The following is a 22,716-nucleotide window of genomic DNA, read 5'->3' as shown; positions in this document are numbered from 1 at the left end:
CGTCCGCTCAGGGTGGTCGGCGGGGGAGTGTGTGGGGGTTACCCGCGGGGGAGCACGATGCCGCTGTCGTACGCTTCGACGACGGCTTGCACTCTGTCCCGTACTCCCAGTTTGGTCAGGATGTGGCTGACGTGCGTTTTCACGGTGGTCGCTGATACCCAGAGTTCCTCGGCGATCTCTTGGTTAGACATGCCGCGGGCAAGGAGTTGCAGGACTTCGACTTCACGCTCAGAGAGATCTCCGATGGCCTCTGCGGGTGGCGTGTAGTTCTCAGGGTCCGCGGGGCTGGGCTGTGCCGAGGCGAATCGCTCGATGACCGTGCGCGTCACTTCCGGTGCCAGCAAAGCTTCTCCGCCGGCGATGACACGAACGGCGTCGATGAGCGCGTCGCCTTCCACACTCTTGAGCAGGAACCCACTAGCGCCGGCCTTGAGCGCTTCGTATACATACTCGTCATCGTCAAAGGTCGTGAGGATCACGACACGCGCTTCGGGGTGCGCGGCGATGACGTCACGTGTGGCGGTGAGCCCGTCCATTCCGGGCATGCGGATGTCCATCAACACCACGTCAGGGGAGAGTTCCCGCACGAGGCCCACTGCCTCAGCACCGTCGGAAGCCTCGGCGCATACTTCGATGTCGTCTTCACTTTCGAGGATCATGCGCAGGCCGACGCGCACCATCGCTTGGTCATCCACGAGTGCTACGCGGATCATTCGTCCCCCTTAGTCGTGGATTGGGTCGCATTGCTTGCGGCCTCTCGAATCTGGTCGTCACTCGACAGCAGTACGGCATGAACCTGGAATCCTCCGCCGCTGCGCGGTCCGTGTGAAAGCGACCCTCCCAATGCTTGCACGCGCTCAGCCATCCCGGGAAGTCCGTGCCCACCGACGGCACGCCCCTTGGCTCCAGTGACGCCCTTGCCGTCGTCCTCGACCGAGATGCGTACGGCATCGGCTGTCCGCATGACGGTGACGTGAGCTTGGGCGCCACGGCCCGCGTGCTTGAGCGTGTTGGTGAGGGCCTCTTGAATGATTCGGTATGCGCTCACTTCGACGCCCGCGGGGACGTGAGCTGATCCTGAGATCTCTAGTGTCACGGGCAGCCCGGATTCTTGGACTTGCTTCACGAGAGCGGGCAGTGCGGCCAGGGAGGGCATCGGGGAGAGCTCGTCGTTGAGGGGCTGTCGGTATGCCCCAGGCCCGCCGACGATCGCCTGGTCACTCTCAACCCGCTCCGTTGCCTCTTGTTCAGAGGCGCGCAGCACCCGGATCATTGACTGCATCTCTTCGAGTCCTCGACGCCCAGACGCACTGATCGTGGCCAGCGCTTCCGCCGTCGCTGAGTCAGGGTCGACGCGCCTGCGTGCCCCTTCGGCCTGCAGGGTCATGACGGTGATCTCGTGGGCGACGACGTCGTGCAGTTCGCGTGCAATGCGGGCGCGCTCGGCACGCACTGCGTCAGTAGCCGCTTCGTACGCAGCTTGCTCACGGCGCGCGTGCGCAAGTTCTAGTTCACCCAAGCGCACCCGCCGACGCTGATCTGCTGAGCCCAGGATGAAGGGGATCAGGATTGCGAGAGGCTCGACCAAGAGGGCCCACGGGTCTACTACGTCAGTGGCGATCACACCAAACGCTGTCCACAGCATCATCAGGCCCAGCATGGCGCCCGTGTGGCGGAGCGCCGTTGAACGTGGTGTGTAGGACGCAATCGAATAGATCGCGACAAAGGGTGCAAGCGTTGCCGGGGCCGATTCGTAACTGAGGCCGACAAGGACCATCCAGGCCACAAACGTGAACCACAGGACTGCTCGGGGGTACTTGTGGCGCCACATCAACGGCAGCACCACCGCGGCCACGAGGGCCCACCCCAGCGCGTCCATCGGACGCAAGTCCTGCACTTGGAGCTCGGCGGCGGGTAACGCCCACAGCACGCTGAGGACGAGGAGTGCCGCGACAACCCACATGTCGGAGGCGCGCGGCATCGTGAACTTCATGGCATCAGACTAGGCGGCTGAAGGATTTTGTGAATCGTCCGCAGGGACGATGCGCGGGACGCGGGCCGACGAACGGTTAGCCGACGAAGCGGTATCCGACGCCGCGTACCGTCTCGATTGCTTCGGTGCCGAGGTGTGAGCGGAGGTAACGGATGTAGACGTCGAGGACGTTGTCACGTGCCGCGGATCCCCACACGTGGGAGAGGGCGTCGCTGCGGGGAACGATGTCGCCCCCATGTGACATGAGGAGGTGCGCGAGCTGGAATTCGCGGGGGCTCAGGGGAACTTCGCCTCCCTCGCAGGTGAGGGTGCGTTCCACGGGGTCAAGGTCGCAGCGTCCGACCCTGATGATGCCCTCCGGCGCGTCGCCTTCGGCCGGCGGACGTGCCCGCAGGCGAATCCGCGCCACGAGTTCGTCGAAGACGAAGGGCTTGGGCATGTAGTCATCGGCTCCGCGCTCAAGTCCGCGCACCGTGTCTTCTGCCGAGGTGCGGGCGGTGAGGATGATGACGGGGAGGTCGGAGCTGGCGGCACGAAGTTTGCGCAGCACCGTGAAGCCTTCTTGGTCAGGCAGGCCAATGTCCAGCACCATGATGTCGTACTCATCTGTAAGCGCACGTTCCAGGCCTTCGCGGCCGGTTCGCACTGCGTGCGTCTCGATGTCCGCGGTTTTGAGTCCGGGCACAAGTGACGCAACGAGCTTGTCTTCGTCTTCAACCAACAGCAATCGGATCATGGACCGACCCCTTCTCTCGGAAGCACAATAGTGAACACCGAGCCCACGGCGAGCTCGGACTCAAGTTCTAGGTACCCACCATGAGCGTGGGCAATGGCGGCAACGATGGTGAGTCCTAGCCCCGCGCCTTCTGCGTCGGGGTTCACCCGATGGAACCGTTCCATCACGTGGGCTTGATCGGCCGGCGCAATTCCGATGCCTTGGTCTTGTACCCAGAGGCGCACGTCACGATCGGTGACGGTGGAGCCCATCCAGATGGTTGACCCTTCCTCGGAGAACTTGACGGCGTTCGATGCGAGTTGCAGCCACGCTTGGGTAACTCGCTGACTGTCGACTGCGATGTGGCCTTGGCCTACTGATTCGAGGCGCCAGTCGCGGTCACCGAGTGCCCGGGCGCGCCCGAACGTGGTTTCTGTCATCCACATGAGGTCTTCGAGCTGCGTTTGCACAAACTCTGGCCGGTCAGATTTCGCGAGTGTGACGAGGTCGTCGACCAGGCGGGACATCATCGATACCTCTTCGAGCAGGTTGTGCTGCGAGCGGATCACTTCGTCTGGATCCCGTGGCTCAAGTAACTCAAGGTTGGTGCGCATGATGGCTAGTGGTGTGCGCAACTCGTGAGAGGCGTCGTCCAGGAGGCGGCGCTGGTCGGCGAAGGCACCTTCGAGTCGGTTGAGCATCGCGTTGAATGTCGCAGTGAGGCGGGCGAGGTCGTCGTGCCCTTCGACGGGGATCCGTTCTGAGAGATCATGTTCGGAGATGCGGCGTGCGCGCTCCTCGAGAACCCCAATGGGCTTGAGGGTTCGCCCGACCGTGGTCCATGCCACCGCGCCAATCATCGCGAGCGCCAACAGTGCGACGAGTCCGTAGAGCCGAAACGTCGAGGTCAGATTGCTTTGCAGGGCACCCCGGTCAGTCGCGATCGTGAATACGCCCGCGCTGGTGCCGTCGGGTTCGACGATGGGGACGGCGGCGTAGCGGTAGTCGGCCGTGTCCGTGGTGACGGAGCGCACGACAACGGAGTTGGTAGCGGTGTCCGCAGCGGCCGCGAGTAGCTGTGCGTCCTCCTCGAGCGGCAGGCGTCCCGGGGCTGATGGGACAAACCGCGCTGTGGTGCCGACGTGTGCGACGGCGGATTCGGTGGGGCTAGCGACTACCCGGATCATCGCCTCGTGCATGAGGTCGTCTGAGGATGCGAACGGCGCACCAGTGCTGGGGTTGTCTGCGGTCGCGAGGTCGATGAAGGACTGTGTCCGGAGCGCTAGTCCATCGGAGATCTGGTTGTCGATCCGGGAACTTTCGATGGCGTAGGCGGTGAACCCGGAGATCGCGAGTGCCGCTCCGGTGAGCGCGATGAGGTACGTGAGTAGACGAGTGCGCACGGTCATGCGGCGCGCTGCTGAAGCTAGTGCTTCGACAGTGTGCGTCATGGTGTGTCTCCTCGCCATTTCCGGGCTTACGCTAGCGCGCCGGTGTCCCGCCGCAGCGAGGAGAGAGGCTCTGGGGTCGGTGGACCGGGCGCTGCTAGCTCAGTTGTCGCGTGCCCGGATGTCGCACTTGGGGGTGAAGCGGCGCCGGGATCTGCGTTAGTCGCGGTCCGAGTCGTCGTCATCGTCGTCATCGCGGTCGCGGCGGTGACGCTTGTCGGAGTCACGGTCGTTGTCCGACCAGTCCGAACTCCAGTTGTCGTTCCCCCACAGGTCGCTGTCCCATTCCCCGGATCCCCATCTGTCCGGATCCCAGCCACCAAAGTCCCACCAGTCCGAGTTGTCGCCCCAGAGGTCGTCGTTCCACTCGCCTGAATCCGGGTCAAATGCGTCGTCATCGGAATCTGATGCGTGCTTGCGTGCCTCGAGTTCCTCGGCCCATACGCTGGCCAGTGCCGCGGCGTCGTGGGGGAAGTAGGAGAGTTGCTGGACGAATGCGTCGTCGCATTGGTGCTTGAGCTGTTCGATCGTTGACACGAATGCACTCGCCATGGCGTCGAGGTCGCGTCGAGAGGTGTCGCTGTCGAGTCGCGGAGTGTCGGGGAACGAGCACTCGCTGTCGAGATGGTCCGCGTCGTCGTTGCGGGGCGGGGTGGGTGCTTCGTTGTCGCAGGTGCCGTCCTCCGCGCACTCGATGGGTGCCGCGACGACTTCGATGGGCGCTGCGATCGTGGAGTAGTCCGTCGAGCCCTGTGCCGCCGAGTTGCTTGTGACCTCTGGCACGGTGAGGTGGATCGCCGTGCCTACCTCGCGCTCGACGTTGGGTTCGGCCATCCCGTTCGCGGTGCCAGCGACCACCACACTGACGGTAAAAAATCCGGCAACAATGGCCAGCGTGCGGGCGGCAGGGACAGTCATGGTTCAACAGTGTGGCGTAACTTTTCTGAGCGCGCACTCAGGTTGGGCCGGTGCGCAAATCTAGCGGTCCTCGACCCGCAACCAGCGAAACGTTTTGACGGAAATGAGAAGGCCAGCGACCAGCCACACGGTCAACATGATGGCTACCATCGGCAACTGCCACGACCCCGCCGCCTCTGCGGCAGCGAATTCCTCCGGGAGGAAGACGGCACGCATGCCTTGAGCGAGCCACTTCAGGGGGAAAATTTGCGCGACATTCTGTAGCCACGTGGGGAGTTCGGTAAAGACGAAGAACACACCCGAGGTGAACTGCAGCGCCAGCACGATCGGGGTCAGCAGGGCCGATGCTGCTTTGCCGTTGCGCAGAAGCGAGGACGTCGCGATGCCCCATGCTGTCGACGTCGCGAGTCCAAGGAGGAACACCCACGCGAACGTGACCCAGTGTTGGGAGTCGGTGGGGAGTGCGACGTCGAACATGAACACGCCCATGGCGAGGAGCAGCGCGACCTGCACGATGGAGACGAGGATGACCTGCAGGATCTTGCCGGCAAAATACGCGGTCGGGGGAAGCGGTGTGGCGCGGATGCGTTTCAGCACATCTTCCGAGCGGTCAATCGAGATAGAGATAGCGAGTGACTGGAACCCCGTGTTCAGCATGCCGGAGGCGATCATTCCGGCAACGAAGTACTGGCCAAACGAGACCCCGGTGCCGTAGAGGTCGTCCGAGTTGAAAATTGCGCCGAAGAGGGCGAGCAAGATCATCGGGAAGAAGAAGATGAAGATCATCTGTTCGCGTGATCGCAGGAACTCTTTGAGTTCCACGACGGTGCGGTCAGCTGTCATGGACCACCACGACGGCGGTTTGGCGATGTTTGTGGCTGCGGTGGTGGTCATGCCTGCTCACCTCCGCCAATGAGATCGAGGTAGACATCCTCAAGGCTCGGGTGGGTAACCTCCAGCCGGTCGATTTCCCCGTCATGATGGGAGAGAAGGTCGCGAAGGAACGCTGTGGGTGTCTCGGTGTGTTCGGTGCGGGTGGTAGCGCCCTCGCGCCACGAGACCCGGGCGCCGGTAGCGCGGTTGCGAAGGCCTTCGGGGGTGTCTAGCGCGACAAGTTCGCCGGCGGCGATGATGCCGATGCGGTCGGCGAGGTAGTCCGCCTCGTCCAGGTAGTGCGTGGTGAGAAGCACTGTGGTGCCGTCTGCGGCGATCGATTCCACGAGCTTCCAGAACTGGCGGCGGGCCTCGGGGTCGAACCCTGTGGTCGGTTCGTCGAGGAACACCAACTCCGGGCGGCCGATGAGCGCGGTCGCCACGTCGAGTCGTCGACGCTGACCTCCGGAGAGTTCCTGTGGCTTGTCTTCTGCCTTCTCCATGAGGCCCACGGCTTCTAGCATTTCGTCAACACCGCGGGGGTGGGTGTAGAGACGGCTGGCATGTTCGAGTGCTTCACGGGCTGAGAGAAAGGATCGGGGAGAGGTTGACTGCAGCATGATGCCGACCTTTTCCCGCCAGGATCGCGTTGCCATGACGGGGTCGATCCCGAGCACTGTCACGTCGCCACTGTCACGTCCGCGGAATCCTTCGAGAATCTCGACGGTGGTCGATTTTCCTGCGCCGTTGGGCCCCAGCAGTGCAAACACTTCGCCGCGAGGGATGGTGAGGTCAAGCTCGTTGACGGCCCTCACGCCGCCGTAAGACTTGACGAGCCCAGAAATCTGAATTGCCGCATCGGTCATGCGCGCCAGGGTATCCCGGGAGTCCGGCGTTCTCGCACAACCTCCAGTCGCCCATCGGCCAATCGCGAATGCTCCAGATGAAGCGAGGGAGGGCTCCGATGTACGGAGCCCTCCCTCGCCTTGACTCGTGGTGACGTAGTTTTACGCGTCCGCCAGCAACTTTTGGATACGGCCTACGCCTTCCGCGAGGTCAGCATCGGCGAGCGCGTAGCTCAGTCGCAGGTATCCGGACGGTCCAAACGCTTCGCCCGGTACTACCGCAACTTCTGCCTCTTCCAGAATGACAGCGGCAAGGTCGATCGATGAGGTGATGTCGCGGCCTGCGACTGTGCGACCAATCCAACCTTCGACGGACGGATAGGCATAGAACGCGCCCTGCGGAGTTGGGACCGTGAAGGCGTCAATCTCGCGCAACATCGACACCATGGTTTGACGACGACGGTCAAAGGCCTCGCGCATCGCGTGCACTTCGTCCATCGGGCCAGTGAGCGCAGCAATGGCCGCTCGCTGGGAGACGTTCGCCACGTTGGATGTGAGGTGGGACTGGAAGTTGGTTGCTGCTTTGATGACGTCCTGGGGGCCCTGCATCCAGCCCACGCGCCAACCGGTCATGGCGAAGGTTTTGGCGACGCCGTTCAGCACGAGCGTGGTGTCGGCGAGTTCGGGAACCTCCCGCAGGATCGGCGTGAACTGTGCGCCGTCATAGAGCAGGTGTTCGTAGATCTCGTCGGTGATGACCCAAATGCCGTGTTCGAGTGCCCATTCGCCGATGGCCTTGGTCTGCTCTGGGGTGTAGACCGCGCCCGTCGGGTTCGAGGGGGAGCAGAACAGCAGCGCCTTGGTGTTGTCTGTGCGAGCGGCTTCGAGCTGCTCAACGGTGACAAGGTAGTTCTGCTCTGCGCCGGCGAAGACCTCGACGGCCGATGCGCCGGTGAGGCCAATCGCCTCGGGGTACGTGGTCCAGTACGGCGCGGGGAGAATGACCTCGTCGCCCGGATCGAGGATGGATGCGAAAGCCTGGAACACAGCCTGCTTGCCGCCGTTGGTGACCAGGACGCTTGCGGGGTCGATGTCGTAGCCCGAGTCACGCTTGGTCTTGTCTGCGATGGCTTGCTTGAGTTCGGGCAGGCCTCCCGCTGGGGTGTAGCGGTGGTTCTTGGGATCACGGGCTGCGTCGATTGCGGCATCCACGATGTGCTGCGGCGTGGGGAAGTCGGGTTCGCCGGCGCCAAAACCAATCACGGGACGACCGGCGGCCTTGAGGGCCTTGGCCTTGGCATCGACGGCGAGCGTGGCAGACGGCGCAATGGCGCCGAGGCGAGCAGAAACGCGGCTGGGAGAGGTCATGGGGCCATTGTTCCATGAGGGACGACGCAGGTGAACGGGAGTTTTTCACAGAGCCGATGCATGCGACCCTAGGTGTGGTGCTTCACCTCGTCCTGAGCCGGTCCTGTGGACGGGTTCGCATTTCAGGACGTGAACCCGTAGTATTGCAAGTCGGCGATTGACAGATGCCATGATGACCTGTGCCCGAGTGCGTAGGGAATCGTGGTTGACGTGAAGCGTCGCGGAGGTCCCACCACCTCCGGAGGGCAGTGGCGCAATTGGTAGCGCATCGGTCTCCAAAACCGACGGTTGGGGGTTCGAGTCCCTCCTGCCCTGCTGACGCGGGAAACCGTGTACACAAGAGATCCCCAATTCCGAGCAAAGGACTTCCTGGTGAGTGAATCTGCCGTGACGGATTCCGGAGAGAAGGACCCGCGGCACGAATCCCGCGAGGGCCGGAACATCTTCGGACGCATCGCGCTGTTCGTGCGCCAGGTGATCTCCGAACTCCGTCGTGTCGTGACCCCATCGCGCGAAGAATGGATTCAGTACATCTGGATCGTTCTCGCGTTTGTGGCCGTCATGATGCTGTTGGTTTTCGTGTTGGACTTCGGATTTAGCTGGCTCTCGTCGAATGTGTTCGGCGACTAACGCCGTCAAGGTACTAGGAGAGATGACTGTGAGTGACGACAAGCCTGAGGCTGTGCAGGACGACGCCATCGCCCCCGTTGATGAGGCGACCCTGAGCGACGCTCCGGCCGATGCTGTCGTGGAGTCGGACGACGACACCGTTCCAGCAGATGCACCTGAGGGCGACGAGCCCGAGGTTGCTGCGGTCGACGAGGTCGAGGCGCCCGTCGTGGACGAGGTTGACCCGATCGAAGAGTTCCGCGCGAACATGCGTATGCAGGAAGGCGACTGGTACGTCGTCCACAGCTACTCGGGTCACGAGAAGCGCGTGAAGCAGTCGATCGAGCACCGTCGCGAGAGCCTGAACCAGGAAGACACGATCTTCCAGGTCGAGGTTCCGATGGAAGAGGTCGCGGAGATCAAGAATGGCCAGCGCAAGCTCGTCACCCGTGTCCGCATGCCTGGATACGTCCTCGTTCGCATGGACCTCACGGATGAGTCCTGGGGCACTGTGCGTAATACGCCCGGTGTGACCGGCTTCGTGGGCCACGCTCACCAGCCAGTACCGCTGACCCCTGACGAGGTCTACTCGATGATGGCTCCCCAGGAGTCTGCCGAGGACGCCTCGACTGAGGAGACGGCAGCAACCAAGTCTGCCGCCATCGAAGTCGACTTTGAGGTCGGCGAATCCATCACTGTTGTCGACGGGCCGTTCGCGACCCTGCCCGGCACCATCTCCGAGATCTCTGCTGAGTCCCAGAAACTCCAGGTTCTCGTCTCCATCTTCGGCCGGGAGACCCCGGTCGAGCTGGCGTTCAACCAGGTCACCAAGATCTAGTTCACACCAGCACATCTGGCGGCGCCAGCCGCCCCAAGCAATAGAAGGACCCGAAACATGGCAGCCCCTAAGAAGAAGGTCGCTGGTCTGATCAAGCTTCAGATCCAGGCCGGCGCCGCAAACCCGGCACCTCCGGTTGGCCCCGCGCTGGGTCAGCACGGCGTGAACATCATGGAGTTCTGCAAGGCCTACAACGCGGCTACTGAGTCGCAGCGTGGCAATGTGGTTCCCGTGGAGATCACGGTCTACGAAGACCGCTCGTTCACGTTCATCACGAAGACCCCTCCCGCCGCTGAGCTGATTAAGAAAGCAGCTGGCGTCAAGAAGGGTTCTGGAGTTCCTCACACGGACAAGGTCGGCTCGATTTCCGAGTCGCAGGTTCGCGAGATCGCGGAACTCAAGATGGAAGACCTCAACGCTAACGACATCGACGCCGCATCGAAGATCATCGCGGGCACCGCTCGCTCGATGGGCATCACGGTCTCCTAAGACCACCCAATCATTTAGTGGGAGGGGTCGCGCTGACCCGCCACCACGACTGCAGAAAGAAGAAAGCAGATGACTAAGCGCTCCAAGGCTTACCGCGACGCAGCACAGCTCGTCGACCGTAGCCAGCTTTACACCCCGATCGAGGCTGTGCGCCTCGCTCAGAAGACATCTTCCAAGAAGACTGACGCCACCATCGACGTCGTCTTCAAGCTTGGTGTCGACCCCCGTCACGCGGACCAGGCTGTCCGTTCCACCGTCATCCTGCCCCACGGCACAGGCAAGACCGCTCGGGTCCTGGTCTTCGCCAACGGTGACAAGGCGGAAGCAGCTAAGGCCGCCGGTGCCGACATTGTCGGTGGCGACGAGCTTATCGCAGAGGTGCAGGAAGGCCGTCAGGACTTTGACGCCGTTGTTGCTACCCCTGACCTCATGGGCAAGGTCGGCCGCTTGGGTAAGGTTCTGGGTCCTCGTGGCCTCATGCCGAACCCCAAGACTGGCACCGTGACCATGGATGTCGCGAAGGCTGTTTCCGACATCAAGGGCGGAAAGATCGAGTTCCGTGTCGACAAGCACGCCAACCTGCACACTGTGCTGGGCAAGGCGTCGTTTGGCGATGAGAAGCTGCTCGAGAACTTCAACGCTGTCCTCGATGAGGTCCAGCGTGTGAAGCCTTCCGCTTCCAAGGGTCGTTACATCATCAAGACCGCGATCTCTGCTTCGCAGGGCCCTGGCATCCTCGTGGACGCCACCGCCAAGCCCGAGGCTTAAGGTCGAACGAGTTTTACTCAGCAAAGGCCCAGTTCCCGCAAGGGAGCTGGGCCTTTGTCGTTCCTCCCCTCCCCACCTCTCGCCACCTCTAGACACTTTGAACCAAAGGTGCACCCGACACGCCTTGCCCGAGCGGGCATCGGCCGTCCGTCACGGCGTGGCGACCTGTGTACCGGTTCGCAGTGTCGGGGGGAGGCAAGGCAGCGGGGGAGGTGAGGCAGCGGGGCAAGTGAGGCAGTGGGGCAAGTGGGGCATCAGCGCCGATGCCGGAGCGATTTGCGCTCGGACGCGTCAGCGACGTACACTGCTCTTTGCCCAAGACCGCCGGTCACGAGATTCAGATTCCCTGAGTTTCACCGAAGTTCCGCAACAGCGGAGGCCAGCGCAGGTGAGATTGACAGTGCGAAGGCATGTCACACGGGCGGCTCTAGGGCCGCCTTTGTTGTGAGTGCCGAGTTCTCTCAGCCCCGCCTGTGCGGGGCTTTTCTGCTGTCAGGGGCAACGTGTCTCCATCACGGAGGCATCGGCGGGCACCCTAAGGAAGGACAACTATGGCGACGCCAGACAAGGTGGCGGCAGTCAAGGAGATCGCGGAGCAGTTCCGTAACTCCGATGCTGTCATTGTCACCGAGTACCGCGGCCTGTCGGTCCCGCAGCTGGCACAGCTGCGCAGCGACATCCGTGGCGCCGCAACCTACTCGGTTGCGAAGAACACTCTGACGGCGCTCGCGGCCAAGGAAGCCGGCGTGGAAGGTCTTGACGACCTCTTCGTTGGTCCTACGGCTATTGCATTCATCACCGGTGACCCGGTGGAGGCTGCAAAGGGTCTGAAGGAATTCTCCAAGGACAACGAGAACCTCGTTATCAAGGGCGGACTCCTCGAAGGCAAGGTGATCTCGGCAGAAGAGATCAACAAGCTCGCAGACCTCGAGTCCCGCGAAGTGCTGCTTGCGAAGGCGGCTGGTGCTATCAAGGCATCGCTCGTCAACGCTGCATACCTGTTCCAGGCACCGCTGTCCAAGACAGCGCGTACCGTCGACGCCCTGCGTGCCAAGCAGGAAGACGCTGCCTAACCGCAACGTCACACCCCATCGCAATAACCTGCGTCACGCAGAAAAAAGTTAAGGAAAAAGATTATGGCTAAGCTCAGCACCGAAGAGCTCATCGAACAGTTCAAGGAGCTCTCGCTCATCGAACTGTCCGAGTTCGTCAAGGCATTCGAAGAGACCTTCGACGTCACCGCAGCAGCTCCGGCAGCAGTGGCCGTTGCCGGCCCCGCAGCAGGCGACGCTCCCGCAGCTGAAGAGAAGAGCGAGTTCGACGTCATCCTCGCTTCGGTTGGCGACAAGAAGATCCAGGTCATCAAGGAAGTTCGCGCGCTCACTTCGCTCGGACTCGGCGAGGCCAAGGCACTCGTGGACGAGGCTCCCAAGGCCGTCCTCGAGGGTGCAAGCAAGGAAGACGCCGAGAAGGCAAAGGAAGCCCTCGAGGGCGCCGGCGCTACCGTCGAGCTCAAGTAAGCTCGCCGCATAGTTCGGTTCACGAAAGCCGGGTTGCCCTTCAGGGCGGCCCGGCTTTCGTCGTTGTGGAGCATCACGATTTCGTCGCCAATGAGGGCCGATGCTCGGGTGGCGTGGGGGAGCGGGTACTCTCTAGGCAAGCGATACGCAACGCGGGCTCTATTGCAATGTGGCACGAGCCCGGCGCGGCGACTTGCGCGGCTGGACATTTCTCCGGCAAGCGAGTAGGCTCTTGCTTTGCGCTGTCTATTGCCCTGCCCTCAGATACCTACCTGGCGTGCCTCCGCTCCGTAGCGGTTAGGCCCTGGGATCCGGTGGAGCCGCGGCTTGTGACACGTGACACGCACGCTCTCAAAAGGGAAGGAACCGCCCTTGGCTGCCTCGCGCACCCCCTCGGCAACTGCAATTGCTAACCGCTCCGCATCTCCACGTATTTCATTCGCGAAGATCGACGAGCCCATTGAGATCCCCAACCTCCTGGGCATTCAGACCGAGAGCTTTGACTGGCTCGTCGGCAACGAATCCTGGAAGGCTCGTGTAGCTGCCGCCACCAAGGCTGGCCGCAACGACGTTCCTGAGGTTGCTGGTCTCGAGGAGGTCTTTGAAGAGATCTCCCCCATCGAAGACTTCGGCGAGACTATGTCGCTGAGCTTCTCCGACCCGTACTTCGAGGACCCTCGTTACACTCCCGATGAGTGCAAGGAGAAGGACTTCACCTACGCCGCACAGCTGTTCGTGACTGCAGAGTTCATGAACAACACCACCGGCGAGATCAAGTCCCAGACGGTCTTCATGGGCGACTTCCCGCTGATGACCCCCAAGGGCACGTTCATCGTGAACGGCACCGAGCGCGTTGTCGTGTCGCAGCTGGTCCGTTCGCCAGGTGTCTACTTTGAGCGCACTCCAGACAAGACGTCGGACAAGGACATCTTCACCGCGAAGATGATTCCGTCACGTGGTGCATGGCTTGAGTTCGAGATCGACAAGCGCGATGCAGTCGGCGTGCGTGTCGACCGCAAGCGTAAGCAGCCTGTCACGCTGTTCCTGAAGGCACTGGGAATGACCGACGAGGCAATCGCGGAGGAGTTCAAGGACTACCCCGCGCTGCTCGAGACTCTGGAAAAGGACACTGTCCACACCCAGGAAGAGGCCCTCGTGGACCTCTACCGCAAGCTGCGTCCGGGCGAACCGCCCACGGTCGAGGCTGGCCAGAACCTGCTCGACAACTTCTACTTCAACCCGAAGCGCTATGACCTTGCCAAGGTCGGTCGCTTCAAGCTGAACAAGAAGCTCAAGGTCGGCAAGAAGCTGTCGGACTCGGTCCTGAGTGTCGACGACATCATTGCGACCGTGAAGTACACCGTTGCCGCTCACGCCGGACACAAAACCTTCGAGGGCCTCGAAGGAACTGTTGAGGTTGAGACCGACGACATCGACCACTTCGGTAACCGTCGTATCCGTGCTGTGGGTGAACTGGTCCAGAACCAGATCCGCACCGGTCTGTCGCGCATGGAGCGCGTGGTCCGTGAGCGCATGACCACCCAGGACGTCGAGGCCATCACGCCGCAGACCCTGATTAACACCCGCCCTGTGGTTGCTGCCATCCGCGAGTTCTTCGGAACCTCGCAGCTGTCGCAGTTCATGGACCAGAACAACCCGCTGGCCGGTCTGACGAACAAGCGTCGTCTCTCCGCGCTGGGCCCCGGTGGTCTGTCTCGTGACCGCGCAGGCATGGAGGTGCGAGACGTTCACACTTCGCACTACGGCCGCATGTGCCCGATTGAGACCCCTGAAGGACCGAACATTGGTCTGATCGGTGCTCTCGCTTCTTACGGACGCGTCAACCCGCTGGGCTTCGTCGAGACCCCTTACCGCAAGGTTCAAAAGGGTAAGGTCACAGACAAGGTCGATTACCTGACCGCTGATGACGAAGACCACTTCGTGATTGCGCAGGCCAACGCAGCGCTGGATGACGACAACTCGTTCGCGGAAGACCGCGTCCTGGTCCGCTCGAAGGGCGGCGAGGTCGAGTTCGTGCCTCGTGAGGCTGTGGACTACATGGACGTGTCGCCGCGCCAGATGGTGTCGGTCGCTACGGCCCTGATCCCATTCCTCGAGCACGACGACGCCAACCGTGCCCTCATGGGTGCCAACATGCAGCGTCAGGCTGTGCCGTTGGTGCGTTCCGAGGCTCCGCTCGTGGGAACTGGCATGGAGCGCCGTGCGGCGATCGACGCTGGCGACGTGGTTGTTGCCACCAAGCCCGGTGTGGTGACCGAGGTGAGTTCTGACCTCGTCACCATCGCTCACGACGACGCCACGACCGGCTCGTACAAGATCTCGAAGTTCCAGCGTTCCAACCAGGGCACCAGCTACAACCAGCGCGTGCTCGTGGACGAGGGCGACAAGGTCGTCGAGGGTTCAGTCCTCGCCGATGGTCCCTCGACCGATGGTGGAGAGCTGTCGCTCGGTAAGAACCTGCTCGTGGCATTCATGTGCTGGGAAGGTCACAACTACGAGGACGCGATTATCCTGTCGCAGCGCCTCGTTCAGGACGACACCCTGTCCTCGATTCACATCGAGGAGCACGAAGTCGACGCTCGCGACACCAAGCTGGGCCCTGAGGAGATCACTCGTGAGATCCCCAATGCCTCGGAAGAGGTCCTTGCAGACCTCGACGAGCGCGGCATCGTCCGTATTGGTGCCGAGGTTCGCGCCGGTGACATCCTCGTCGGCAAGGTCACGCCCAAGGGTGAGACTGAGCTGACCCCCGAAGAGCGCCTGCTGCGCGCCATCTTCGGTGAGAAGGCTCGTGAAGTTCGCGACACCTCGCTTAAGGTTCCCCACGGCGAGACCGGCACCGTCATCGGCGTCCGTGTTTTCACCGAGGAGGACGGCGACGATCTGCCTGCAGGCGTGAACCAGCTGGTTCGTGTCTACATCGCACAGCGCCGCAAGATCTCCGAGGGTGACAAGCTCGCTGGTCGCCACGGTAACAAGGGCGTCATCTCGACGATCCTGCCTGTCGAGGACATGCCGTTCCTCGAAGATGGCACGCCCGTCGACGTGATCCTGAACCCGCTGGGTGTTCCTGGTCGTATGAACGTCGGTCAGGTCCTCGAGACCCACACCGGTTGGGTAGCCAAGAACGGCTGGGACGCCACGGACAACCCGGAGATTGCTTCCAAGTTGCCCAAGGGCGCTATCAAGTCGGAGCCCGGTACCCCGGTCGCGACCCCGGTGTTCGATGGTCTGGAAGAGTCCACGCTGCTCAACCTGCGTGAGGTCATCCACCCCAACCGCGATGGCGACCGTCTGGTCAACGACGACGGTAAGGCACGTCTGTTCGACGGCCGCTCCGGCGAACCGTTCCCCGAGCCCGTTGCTGTGGGTTACAAGTACATCTTGAAGCTGCACCACTTGGTCGACGACAAGATTCACGCGCGTTCCACTGGTCCGTACTCGATGATCACGCAGCAGCCGCTGGGTGGTAAGGCACAGTTCGGTGGCCAGCGCTTTGGTGAGATGGAAGTGTGGGCCCTTGAGGCTTACGGTGCGGCGTACGCGCTGCAGGAGCTCCTGACCATCAAGTCGGATGACGTGGTGGGCCGCGTGAAGGTCTACGAGGCAATCGTGAAGGGTCAGAACATTCCCGACCCAGGTTTGCCTGAGTCCTTCCGAGTCCTGATGAAGGAAATGCAGTCGCTCTGCCTGAACGTTGAGGTGCTCAACGCTGAAGGCCAGCTTGTTGAAATGCGTGAAGCAGAAGATGACGCATACCAGGCTGCCGAGTCGCTCGGTATTTCCCTGTCCAGCCGCCCGGACGCATCCAGCGTCGACGAGATCTGAAAGTAGGCGTCTCTATATGTTTGACGTGAATGAATTCGCCGACCTGCGCATCGGCCTGGCAACTGCGGATGAAATCCGCGGCTGGTCCCACGGCGAGGTCAAGAAGCCGGAGACCATCAACTACCGTACGCTGAAGCCTGAAAAGGACGGCCTGTTCTGCGAGAAGATCTTCGGACCTACTCGCGACTGGGAATGTGGTTGCGGTAAGTACAAGCGTGTTCGCTACCGCGGCATCGTCTGTGAGCGTTGTGGTGTCGAGGTGACCCGTTCGCGCGTTCGTCGTGAGCGCATGGGCCACATCGAGCTTGCTGCTCCTGTGACGCACATCTGGTACTTCAAGGGCGTTCCCTCGCGCTTGGGCTACCTCCTCGACCTGGCACCGAAGGACCTCGAAAAGGTCATCTACTTCGCTGCCTACATGGTTACCGAGGTGGATGAGGAAGCACGCCACCGCGACCTTCCTGAACTGCGTAACGAGATCGAGAACGAGAAGAAGTACATCTCGAACCAGCGCGATGTTGACATCAACAATCGTGCTGAGAAGCTCGAAAAGGACATCGCAGAACTCGAAGCCGAGGGCGCCAAGGCCGATGTGAAGCGCAAGGTCAAGGACGGCGCTGAGCGCGAGATGGCAAATCTCCGCAAGCGTGCCGACGCCGAGATCGACCGCCTCGACCAGGTATTCGACCGCTTCCAGAACCTCAAGGTCCAGGACCTCGAGGGTGACGAGCTGCTCTACCGGGAGCTCTCGCGCCGCTACGGCCCTTACTTCAAGGGTTCGATGGGTGCGGAGGCAATCCAGAAGCGCCTCCAGACGTTCGATCTGGCCGCTGAGGCTGAACTGTTGCGCGACATCATCGCCAACGGCAAGGGCCAGCGGAAGACTCGTGCACTCAAGCGTCTCAAGGTTGTCAGCGCATTCCTGACGACCACGAACTCGCCTGTCGGCATGGTGCTGGACGCTGTTCCAGTTATTCCGCCGGACCTGCGTCCCATGGTGCAGCTGGATGGTGGCCGCTTCGCGACCTCCGACCTGAACGACCTCTACCGTCGTGTTATCAACCGCAACAACCGTTTGAAGCGTCTGCTTGACCTCGGTGCTCCCGAGATCATCGTGAACAACGAAAAGCGCATGCTTCAGGAGGCTGTTGACGCACTGTTCGACAACGGACGTCGTGGACGCCCCGTGACCGGACCGGGTAACCGTCCGCTCAAGTCGATCTCCGACATGCTCAAGGGTAAGCAGGGACGTTTCCGTCAGAACCTGCTTGGTAAGCGTGTGGACTACTCGGGCCGTTCGGTCATCGTGGTGGGTCCGCAGCTGAAGCTGCACCAGTGTGGTCTGCCTAAGCAGATGGCGCTGGAACTCTTCAAGCCCTTCGTGATGAAGCGTCTGGTTGAGCTCAACCACGCTCAGAACATCAAGTCCGCCAAGCGTATGGTTGAGCGTTCGCGTCCCGAGGTGTGGGATGTCCTCGAAGAGGTCATCACCGAGCACCCCGTGCTGCTGAACCGTGCACCCACGCTGCACCGCCTTGGTATTCAGGCGTTTGAGCCTCAGCTGGTTGAAGGTAAGGCTATTCACCTGCACCCGCTGGTGTGTGGTGCGTTCAACGCTGACTTCGATGGTGACCAGATGGCAGTCCACCTGCCACTGAGTGCTGAAGCTCAGGCAGAGGCACGTGTGCTGATGCTGTCGAGCAACAACATCCTGAAGCCGTCGGATGGCCGTCCGGTGACCATGCCTTCGCAGGACATGATCATTGGTCTCTACCACCTGTCGCTGCACAAGCCTGGTGACAAGGGTGAGGGCCTGGCCTTCACCTCTACTGCCGAAGCTCGTATGGCATTCGATGCCGGTGAAATCTCGCTTAACGCCGAGATCAAGCTGCGCGTCGACGGTGACACTGTGCCCCCGCGCGGTGTGTCGTTGCCTGAGGACCACGTCGAAGGTACGCCGTTCATCCTTGAGACCACGCTTGGCCGTGCGCTCTTCAACGAACTGCTGCCCGTGTCGTACCCGTACGTCAATAACGACGTCGACAAGAAGGTGCTTGGCGACATCGTCAACACTCTCGCTGAGCGTTACCCCAAGGTCGAGGTTGCTGCCTCGCTTGACGCGCTTAAGTCGGCTGGTTTCCACTGGGCTACTCGCTCGGGTGTGACCATCGGTATTGGCGACGTGGCGATGCCCGCGTCCAAGCAGGACATTCTGGACCGCTACGAGGCTCAGGCTGAGAAGGTTCAGGTCCAGTACGAGACCGGTCTGATCACTGACGACGAGCGTCGTCAGGAACTCATCGAGATCTGGACCCAGGCCACCAACGAGGTCGACCGCGCTATGCGTGAGTCGTTCCCGAAGTACAACACCGTGCACACCATGGTGGGTTCGGGTGCTCGTGGTAACTGGATGCAGGTCCGTCAGATCGCCGGTATGCGAGGCCTGGTGGCCAACCCGAAGGGTGAGATCATCCCTCGGCCCATCAAGTCGAACTACCGCGAGGGTCTGTCTGTCCTCGAGTACTTCATCGCGACCCACGGTGCGCGTAAGGGTCTGGCTGACACCGCGCTGCGTACCGCTGACTCGGGTTACTTGACCCGTCGTCTCGTGGACGTGTCGCAGGACGTCATCGTGCGTGAAGATGACTGTGGCACTGAGCGCGGACTGTCGATGCCTATCGTCGAGACCACTGCCGGTGGCGAGGTCGTCAAGCACGAGCGTGTGGAGACTTCGGTCTTCGCTCGTACGCTCGCGCAGGACGTGACCGATGCTGATGGCACCGTGGTGGGCAAGGCTGGTGAAGACATCGGTGACGTCGTGATCGACGCGCTGATCGCCAGCGGTGCTACCGACATCAAGGTGCGTTCCGTCCTGACCTGTGAGTCTGCAGTGGGTACGTGTGCGCGTTGCTACGGTCGCTCGCTTGCTACCCGTGAGCTCGTCGACATCGGTGAGGCTGTGGGTATTGTCGCGGCTCAGTCGATTGGTGAGCCCGGAACCCAGCTGACGATGCGTACCTTCCACACTGGTGGTGTGGCATCGGCTGATGACATCACGCAGGGTCTGCCCCGTGTCCAGGAACTCTTCGAAGCCCGTACCCCCAAGGGTGAGGCGCCTATCTCGGAGGTTGCTGGAAAGCTCAAGGTTGACGACTCGGAGGCCATGCGCCGCCTGATCGTTACCCCTGACAACGGTGACGAGCCTGTCGAGTACCCGGTGACCAAGCGTTCGCGTCTGCTTGTTCAGGACGGCGAGCACGTCGAGGTGGGCCAGCAGCTCATCACGGGTGCCGTTGACCCGAAGTCGGTGCTGCGTATCTTGGGCCCCCGTGCCACCCAGAAGCACCTGGTGGACGAGGTTCAGAACGTGTACCGCTCGCAGGGTGTGGAGATCCACGACAAGCACATCGAGGTCATCGTTCGTCAGATGCTGCGTCGCGTGACGATTCTCGAAGCCGGCGATGCGCCGGTGCTGCCAGGTGAGCTCGTTGAGCGCGCCCGGTTCGAGAACGCCAACCGTGCGACCGTGACGAAGGGCGGCAAGCCAGCTTCGGCTCGCCCCGAGCTCATGGGTATCACCAAGGCATCGCTTGCGACCGAGTCGTGGCTGTCCGCCGCGTCGTTCCAGGAGACCACCCGTGTCCTCACGGAAGCAGCACTGTCGGGCAAGTCCGACCCGCTGCTGGGCCTCAAGGAAAACGTCATCCTCGGAAAGCTCATCCCGGCCGGTACCGGTTTGCACCAGTACCGCTCGGCGACGGTCGATCCTACGGAAGAAGCCAAGAACAACCTGTTCCCGACCTTCGGGTACGAGGAATGGGATGGTCAGTTCTTCTCCGAAGGCACCGGCGAGGCTGTTCCGCTGGAGGAGTTCGAGATCCCGCGCGATTAATCACGTGTGATTGACGTCAGGCCCGGTCCCGCATTGTGCGGGGCCGGGCCTGACGCGTTTCTTGGGCGGAATGGGCGGCAGAGTGCGCGTTGCCCGGCTGAGGCCGGTTGGGGACCGTGCAAGGCCGGGAGAGGACCCCGCTCTTCGGGTGCTGAGAGGTTGCGGTGGGCTTTCGCCGGCTTCGGAGAGGGACGATGCTCGGGAGTCAGGGCTAGCCGCAGTCGCCTCGCTGGATGCGCTGTGCCGCGGCGTCGGTTGCGGCGTTCATCGCGTACTCGGGAGAGACGGACACCGCGGAGTCTGCAGAGTGCGGCGGTGAGCCTAGGAATGCGACGGCATATGAGTTGGTGATGCCCTCGGTCTCGGCACCAGGAAAGTCTGGGTGGACGGTGCCACATCGGGCGTGGATGATTTTGTGGGCCAGTTCATGTGCGACGGTCCACGTGAAATCTTCCTTATAGAGGTAGTCGGGGTACGAGGAATGCGTGGAGTTCAACATGAATGACTCTGGAGAGAGCGGGCAGTAGGCCGCGATCACAAAGTACTCATCGCCAGGGTCGGCGCCGCTGCAGAGTCCGTAGCTCTCGTACGGGTGCCATTCCATGTGGGATCCAAAGGCATCGGCCATGAGGGCGCCGGTGGTCACATAGGAGCCTTTGTCGTCACGTTCACGTGGAAGAGCGGCGACGTAGGCTTCTGCGGCATCGAGGTCAGTGGGATCGATCCCTGAATCTACTGCGAGGCGGACATCGAGCATGACGCGCTCGTTTGGCGGCGGCATCCCATCATCTGTGAGGTAGTTGAGGCCGAACCACGTGAGTGCCGTGACTGCTGCAAGTCCCACGAGGCTGAGAAGTCTTGCGTTGCCGCGAGATGGGGGAGCGGGGAGTTCGGCATGTACTGGGGCGTGAAGCTGTGGGGCTGCTTCTCCCGCGGAGTAAGAGGCCCCGGCAGGAGAGGCCGGCGGAGAGTAGTGGCTGGCCGGGGAAGCCTGGCTGACCCCAGGGGATTGGCTGGGCCCGGTGCCCTGCATCACTACTTGATGATGAGTGAAGCCCTGCCCGTGACTGAAAGATGGGTCCTGGCCGAGAGCTGGGGCCTGGCTGTGCTGCGGGTAGCCACTGCCCGAGTGCGCGGAACCGAAACCCACGTGGGCCTCACTCGATTCCGGGGCCGGGCTAGTTCCAGGAGCCGGCATCCACAGGTCCGCAGTGCGGATCGGCCGATCCGGCAAGAAGTCATCAGTCCATGCCTGTCCATCCCAACGGCGCACTTCACCGTGCGGATCCGTGCCAGTTGGGTACCACCCTGGTGGTGCCGAGCCTTCCATCTGTCCCCCCTGAGGAAATAGGAGTCTCAAGGTACAGGAGGGAGGGCCGCCTGCGGTAGGGCACGCAGGGGGCCGCTGCGGAACATCGCCCTATCGTGGCGCGTTAGACTAGTGGTTCGGTGAAGAAGCCGGGAGCGAGCCGCCACATGGGGCGGCGCTCGGTTCAGACCCAGGCACAACGATCAAATATGGCAGTTAGTCTGACCATCTTCGGCGCGGCGGCTGGTGTCTGAGCGACAACCGCTTTGACGCGCGCGCATGTGGAGAGTATTGTTGATCTTCGTGCCCGCTCCGTCGGGCCTTCTTGTGTGCCCTCAACGGTCACACACACCAACGGTACGACACGCCCGGGCGCGGGGGTCGGACCACCATGAGTTTTCGTCCAACGAACAAACGGAGAAGTAGTGCCTACGATTCAGCAGCTGGTTCGAAAGGGCCGGCAGGACAAGCCGGGGAAGTCCAAGACCCCTGCCCTTAAGTCGAGCCCCCAGCGTCGCGGCGTGTGCACGCGCGTTTACACGACGACCCCCAAGAAGCCGAACTCGGCCCTGCGAAAGGTCGCACGTGTGCGCCTCTCCAGCGGTATCGAGGTCACGGCATACATCCCCGGTGAGGGTCACAACCTCCAGGAGCACTCGATTGTGCTCGTGCGCGGCGGTCGTGTGAAGGACCTTCCCGGTGTTCGCTACAAGATCGTCCGAGGCTCGCTTGACACCCAGGGTGTCAAGGGCCGCCAGCAGGCTCGTAGCCGTTACGGCGCGAAGAGGGAGAAGAAGTAATGCCTCGCAAGGGACCGGCCCCTAAGCGGCCCATCATCAACGACCCGGTCTACGGTGCACCGATCGTCACGCAGCTGATCAACAAGGTCCTGCTCGACGGCAAGAAGTCCACCGCTGAGGCCATTGTCTACGGCGCCCTCGAGGGTGTTGGAGAAAAGTCCGGTCAGGACGCAGTTGTCGTGCTCAAGCGCGCGCTGGAGAACATCCGTCCCGCCCTTGAGGTCCGCAGCCGCCGTGTGGGTGGCGCGACCTACCAGGTGCCGGTTGACGTGCGTCCCACGCGCTCGACCACGCTCGCCCTGCGCTGGCTCGTTGACTTCTCCCGCGCACGCCGTGAGAAGACCATGACCGAGCGTCTGATGAACGAGATCCTCGATGCTTCAAACGGCCTTGGTGCCGCAGTGAAGCGTCGCGAGGACATGCACAAGATGGCCGAGTCGAACAAGGCGTTCGCGCACTACCGCTGGTAGTCGCTAACTCTG

The 22,716-nt window shown here is 62.1% G+C and carries 19 protein-coding genes and 1 tRNA gene; 11 read left to right on the top strand and 9 right to left on the bottom strand.

Annotated features, from left to right (window positions below):
• Positions 1-38 precede the first annotated feature (38 nt).
• The 8 genes from AOP79_RS02190 to AOP79_RS02155 all read right to left on the bottom strand — a co-directional run bounded on the left by AOP79_RS02190 (position 39) and on the right by AOP79_RS02155 (position 8,160).
• Positions 39-713: a response regulator gene (locus AOP79_RS02190; RefSeq protein ID WP_062070001.1), complete on the bottom strand. Its 675-nt coding sequence runs from the start codon at positions 711-713 to the stop codon at positions 39-41.
• Complete coding sequence (locus AOP79_RS02185; protein WP_062069999.1) at positions 710-1,993, bottom strand: sensor histidine kinase; 1,284 nt, start codon at positions 1,991-1,993, stop codon at positions 710-712. Before AOP79_RS02185 ends, AOP79_RS02190 begins: the two co-directional genes overlap by 4 nt.
• Positions 1,994-2,069: 76 nt before the next feature.
• Complete coding sequence (locus AOP79_RS02180) at positions 2,070-2,729, bottom strand: response regulator transcription factor (RefSeq protein ID WP_062069997.1); 660 nt, start codon at positions 2,727-2,729, stop codon at positions 2,070-2,072.
• Entirely contained in the window at positions 2,726-4,159 is a 1,434-nt protein-coding gene (locus AOP79_RS02175; RefSeq protein ID WP_062069995.1) for a sensor histidine kinase, read from the bottom strand. The genes AOP79_RS02180 and AOP79_RS02175 overlap by 4 nt, the downstream gene beginning before the upstream one ends.
• A 156-nt stretch (positions 4,160-4,315) precedes the next feature.
• Entirely contained in the window at positions 4,316-5,074 is a 759-nt protein-coding gene (locus AOP79_RS02170; protein WP_062069993.1) for a hypothetical protein, read from the bottom strand.
• Between the two features lie 60 nt (positions 5,075-5,134).
• Positions 5,135-5,968 carry an ABC transporter permease gene (locus AOP79_RS02165; RefSeq protein WP_082093279.1) on the bottom strand — a complete coding sequence of 278 codons (834 nt, stop codon included), beginning with the start codon at positions 5,966-5,968 and terminating at the stop codon, positions 5,135-5,137.
• Positions 5,965-6,813 (bottom strand): ABC transporter ATP-binding protein, encoded by an 849-nt coding sequence (locus AOP79_RS02160; RefSeq protein ID WP_062069988.1) that lies wholly within the window; start codon positions 6,811-6,813, stop codon positions 5,965-5,967. Before AOP79_RS02160 ends, AOP79_RS02165 begins: the two co-directional genes overlap by 4 nt.
• Before the next feature lie 141 nt (positions 6,814-6,954).
• Positions 6,955-8,160 (bottom strand): pyridoxal phosphate-dependent aminotransferase, encoded by a 1,206-nt coding sequence (locus AOP79_RS02155; protein ID WP_062069986.1) that lies wholly within the window; start codon positions 8,158-8,160, stop codon positions 6,955-6,957.
• Positions 8,161-8,402: 242 nt separating this feature from the next.
• Here AOP79_RS02155 and AOP79_RS02150 point away from each other — a divergent pair.
• The 9 genes from AOP79_RS02150 (at position 8,403) to AOP79_RS02110 (ending at position 20,125) form a co-directional block, all read left to right on the top strand.
• Positions 8,403-8,475: transfer RNA gene (locus AOP79_RS02150), tRNA-Trp, on the top strand.
• A 57-nt stretch (positions 8,476-8,532) separates the two neighbouring features.
• A complete protein-coding gene (secE, locus tag AOP79_RS02145) occupies positions 8,533-8,790 on the top strand; it encodes a preprotein translocase subunit SecE (RefSeq protein ID WP_082093278.1) in 258 nt (85 codons plus the stop codon).
• 22 nt (positions 8,791-8,812) lie between these two features.
• A complete protein-coding gene (gene nusG, locus AOP79_RS02140; RefSeq protein ID WP_062069984.1) occupies positions 8,813-9,607 on the top strand; it encodes a transcription termination/antitermination protein NusG in 795 nt (264 codons plus the stop codon).
• 57 nt (positions 9,608-9,664) lie between these two features.
• Entirely contained in the window at positions 9,665-10,096 is a 432-nt protein-coding gene (gene rplK / locus AOP79_RS02135) for a 50S ribosomal protein L11 (RefSeq protein WP_062069982.1), read from the top strand.
• 69 nt (positions 10,097-10,165) lie between these two features.
• Positions 10,166-10,864, top strand: coding sequence for a 50S ribosomal protein L1 (gene rplA, locus AOP79_RS02130; RefSeq protein WP_062069980.1), 699 nt, complete (start codon positions 10,166-10,168; stop codon positions 10,862-10,864).
• Positions 10,865-11,415: 551 nt separating this feature from the next.
• Positions 11,416-11,937, top strand: a complete 522-nt coding sequence (rplJ, locus tag AOP79_RS02125; protein ID WP_062069978.1) for a 50S ribosomal protein L10 — start codon at positions 11,416-11,418, stop codon at positions 11,935-11,937.
• A 63-nt stretch (positions 11,938-12,000) separates the two neighbouring features.
• Complete coding sequence (gene rplL, locus AOP79_RS02120) at positions 12,001-12,384, top strand: 50S ribosomal protein L7/L12 (protein ID WP_062069976.1); 384 nt, start codon at positions 12,001-12,003, stop codon at positions 12,382-12,384.
• A 372-nt stretch (positions 12,385-12,756) separates the two neighbouring features.
• Positions 12,757-16,233 carry a DNA-directed RNA polymerase subunit beta gene (gene rpoB / locus AOP79_RS02115; protein WP_062069974.1) on the top strand — a complete coding sequence of 1,159 codons (3,477 nt, stop codon included), beginning with the start codon at positions 12,757-12,759 and terminating at the stop codon, positions 16,231-16,233.
• A 16-nt stretch (positions 16,234-16,249) separates the two neighbouring features.
• Positions 16,250-20,125: a DNA-directed RNA polymerase subunit beta' gene (locus AOP79_RS02110; RefSeq protein ID WP_062069972.1), complete on the top strand. Its 3,876-nt coding sequence runs from the start codon at positions 16,250-16,252 to the stop codon at positions 20,123-20,125.
• A 211-nt stretch (positions 20,126-20,336) separates the two neighbouring features.
• On the opposite strand, the gene AOP79_RS02105 is transcribed toward AOP79_RS02110, so the two are convergent.
• Positions 20,337-20,969 carry an ImmA/IrrE family metallo-endopeptidase gene (locus AOP79_RS02105; RefSeq protein WP_062069970.1) on the bottom strand — a complete coding sequence of 211 codons (633 nt, stop codon included), beginning with the start codon at positions 20,967-20,969 and terminating at the stop codon, positions 20,337-20,339.
• 890 nt (positions 20,970-21,859) lie between these two features.
• On the opposite strand from AOP79_RS02105, the gene rpsL reads away from it, so the two are divergent.
• Both rpsL and rpsG read left to right on the top strand, forming a co-directional pair.
• Positions 21,860-22,234: a 30S ribosomal protein S12 gene (rpsL, locus tag AOP79_RS02100; RefSeq protein WP_062069968.1), complete on the top strand. Its 375-nt coding sequence runs from the start codon at positions 21,860-21,862 to the stop codon at positions 22,232-22,234.
• The gene (gene rpsG, locus AOP79_RS02095; protein WP_062069966.1) at positions 22,234-22,704 is read left to right on the top strand and encodes a 30S ribosomal protein S7; all 471 of its coding nucleotides are present in this window, start codon (positions 22,234-22,236) and stop codon (positions 22,702-22,704) included. Before rpsL ends, rpsG begins: the two co-directional genes overlap by 1 nt.
• Positions 22,705-22,716 lie beyond the last annotated feature (12 nt).

It is taken from the genome of Demequina sediminicola (genome assembly GCF_000975055.1).
GTDB lineage: Bacteria > Actinomycetota > Actinomycetes > Actinomycetales > Demequinaceae > Demequina > Demequina sediminicola.
The sequence above is the reverse complement of the archived record's forward strand: the minus strand, read 5'-3'. Positions and strand labels throughout refer to the sequence as shown.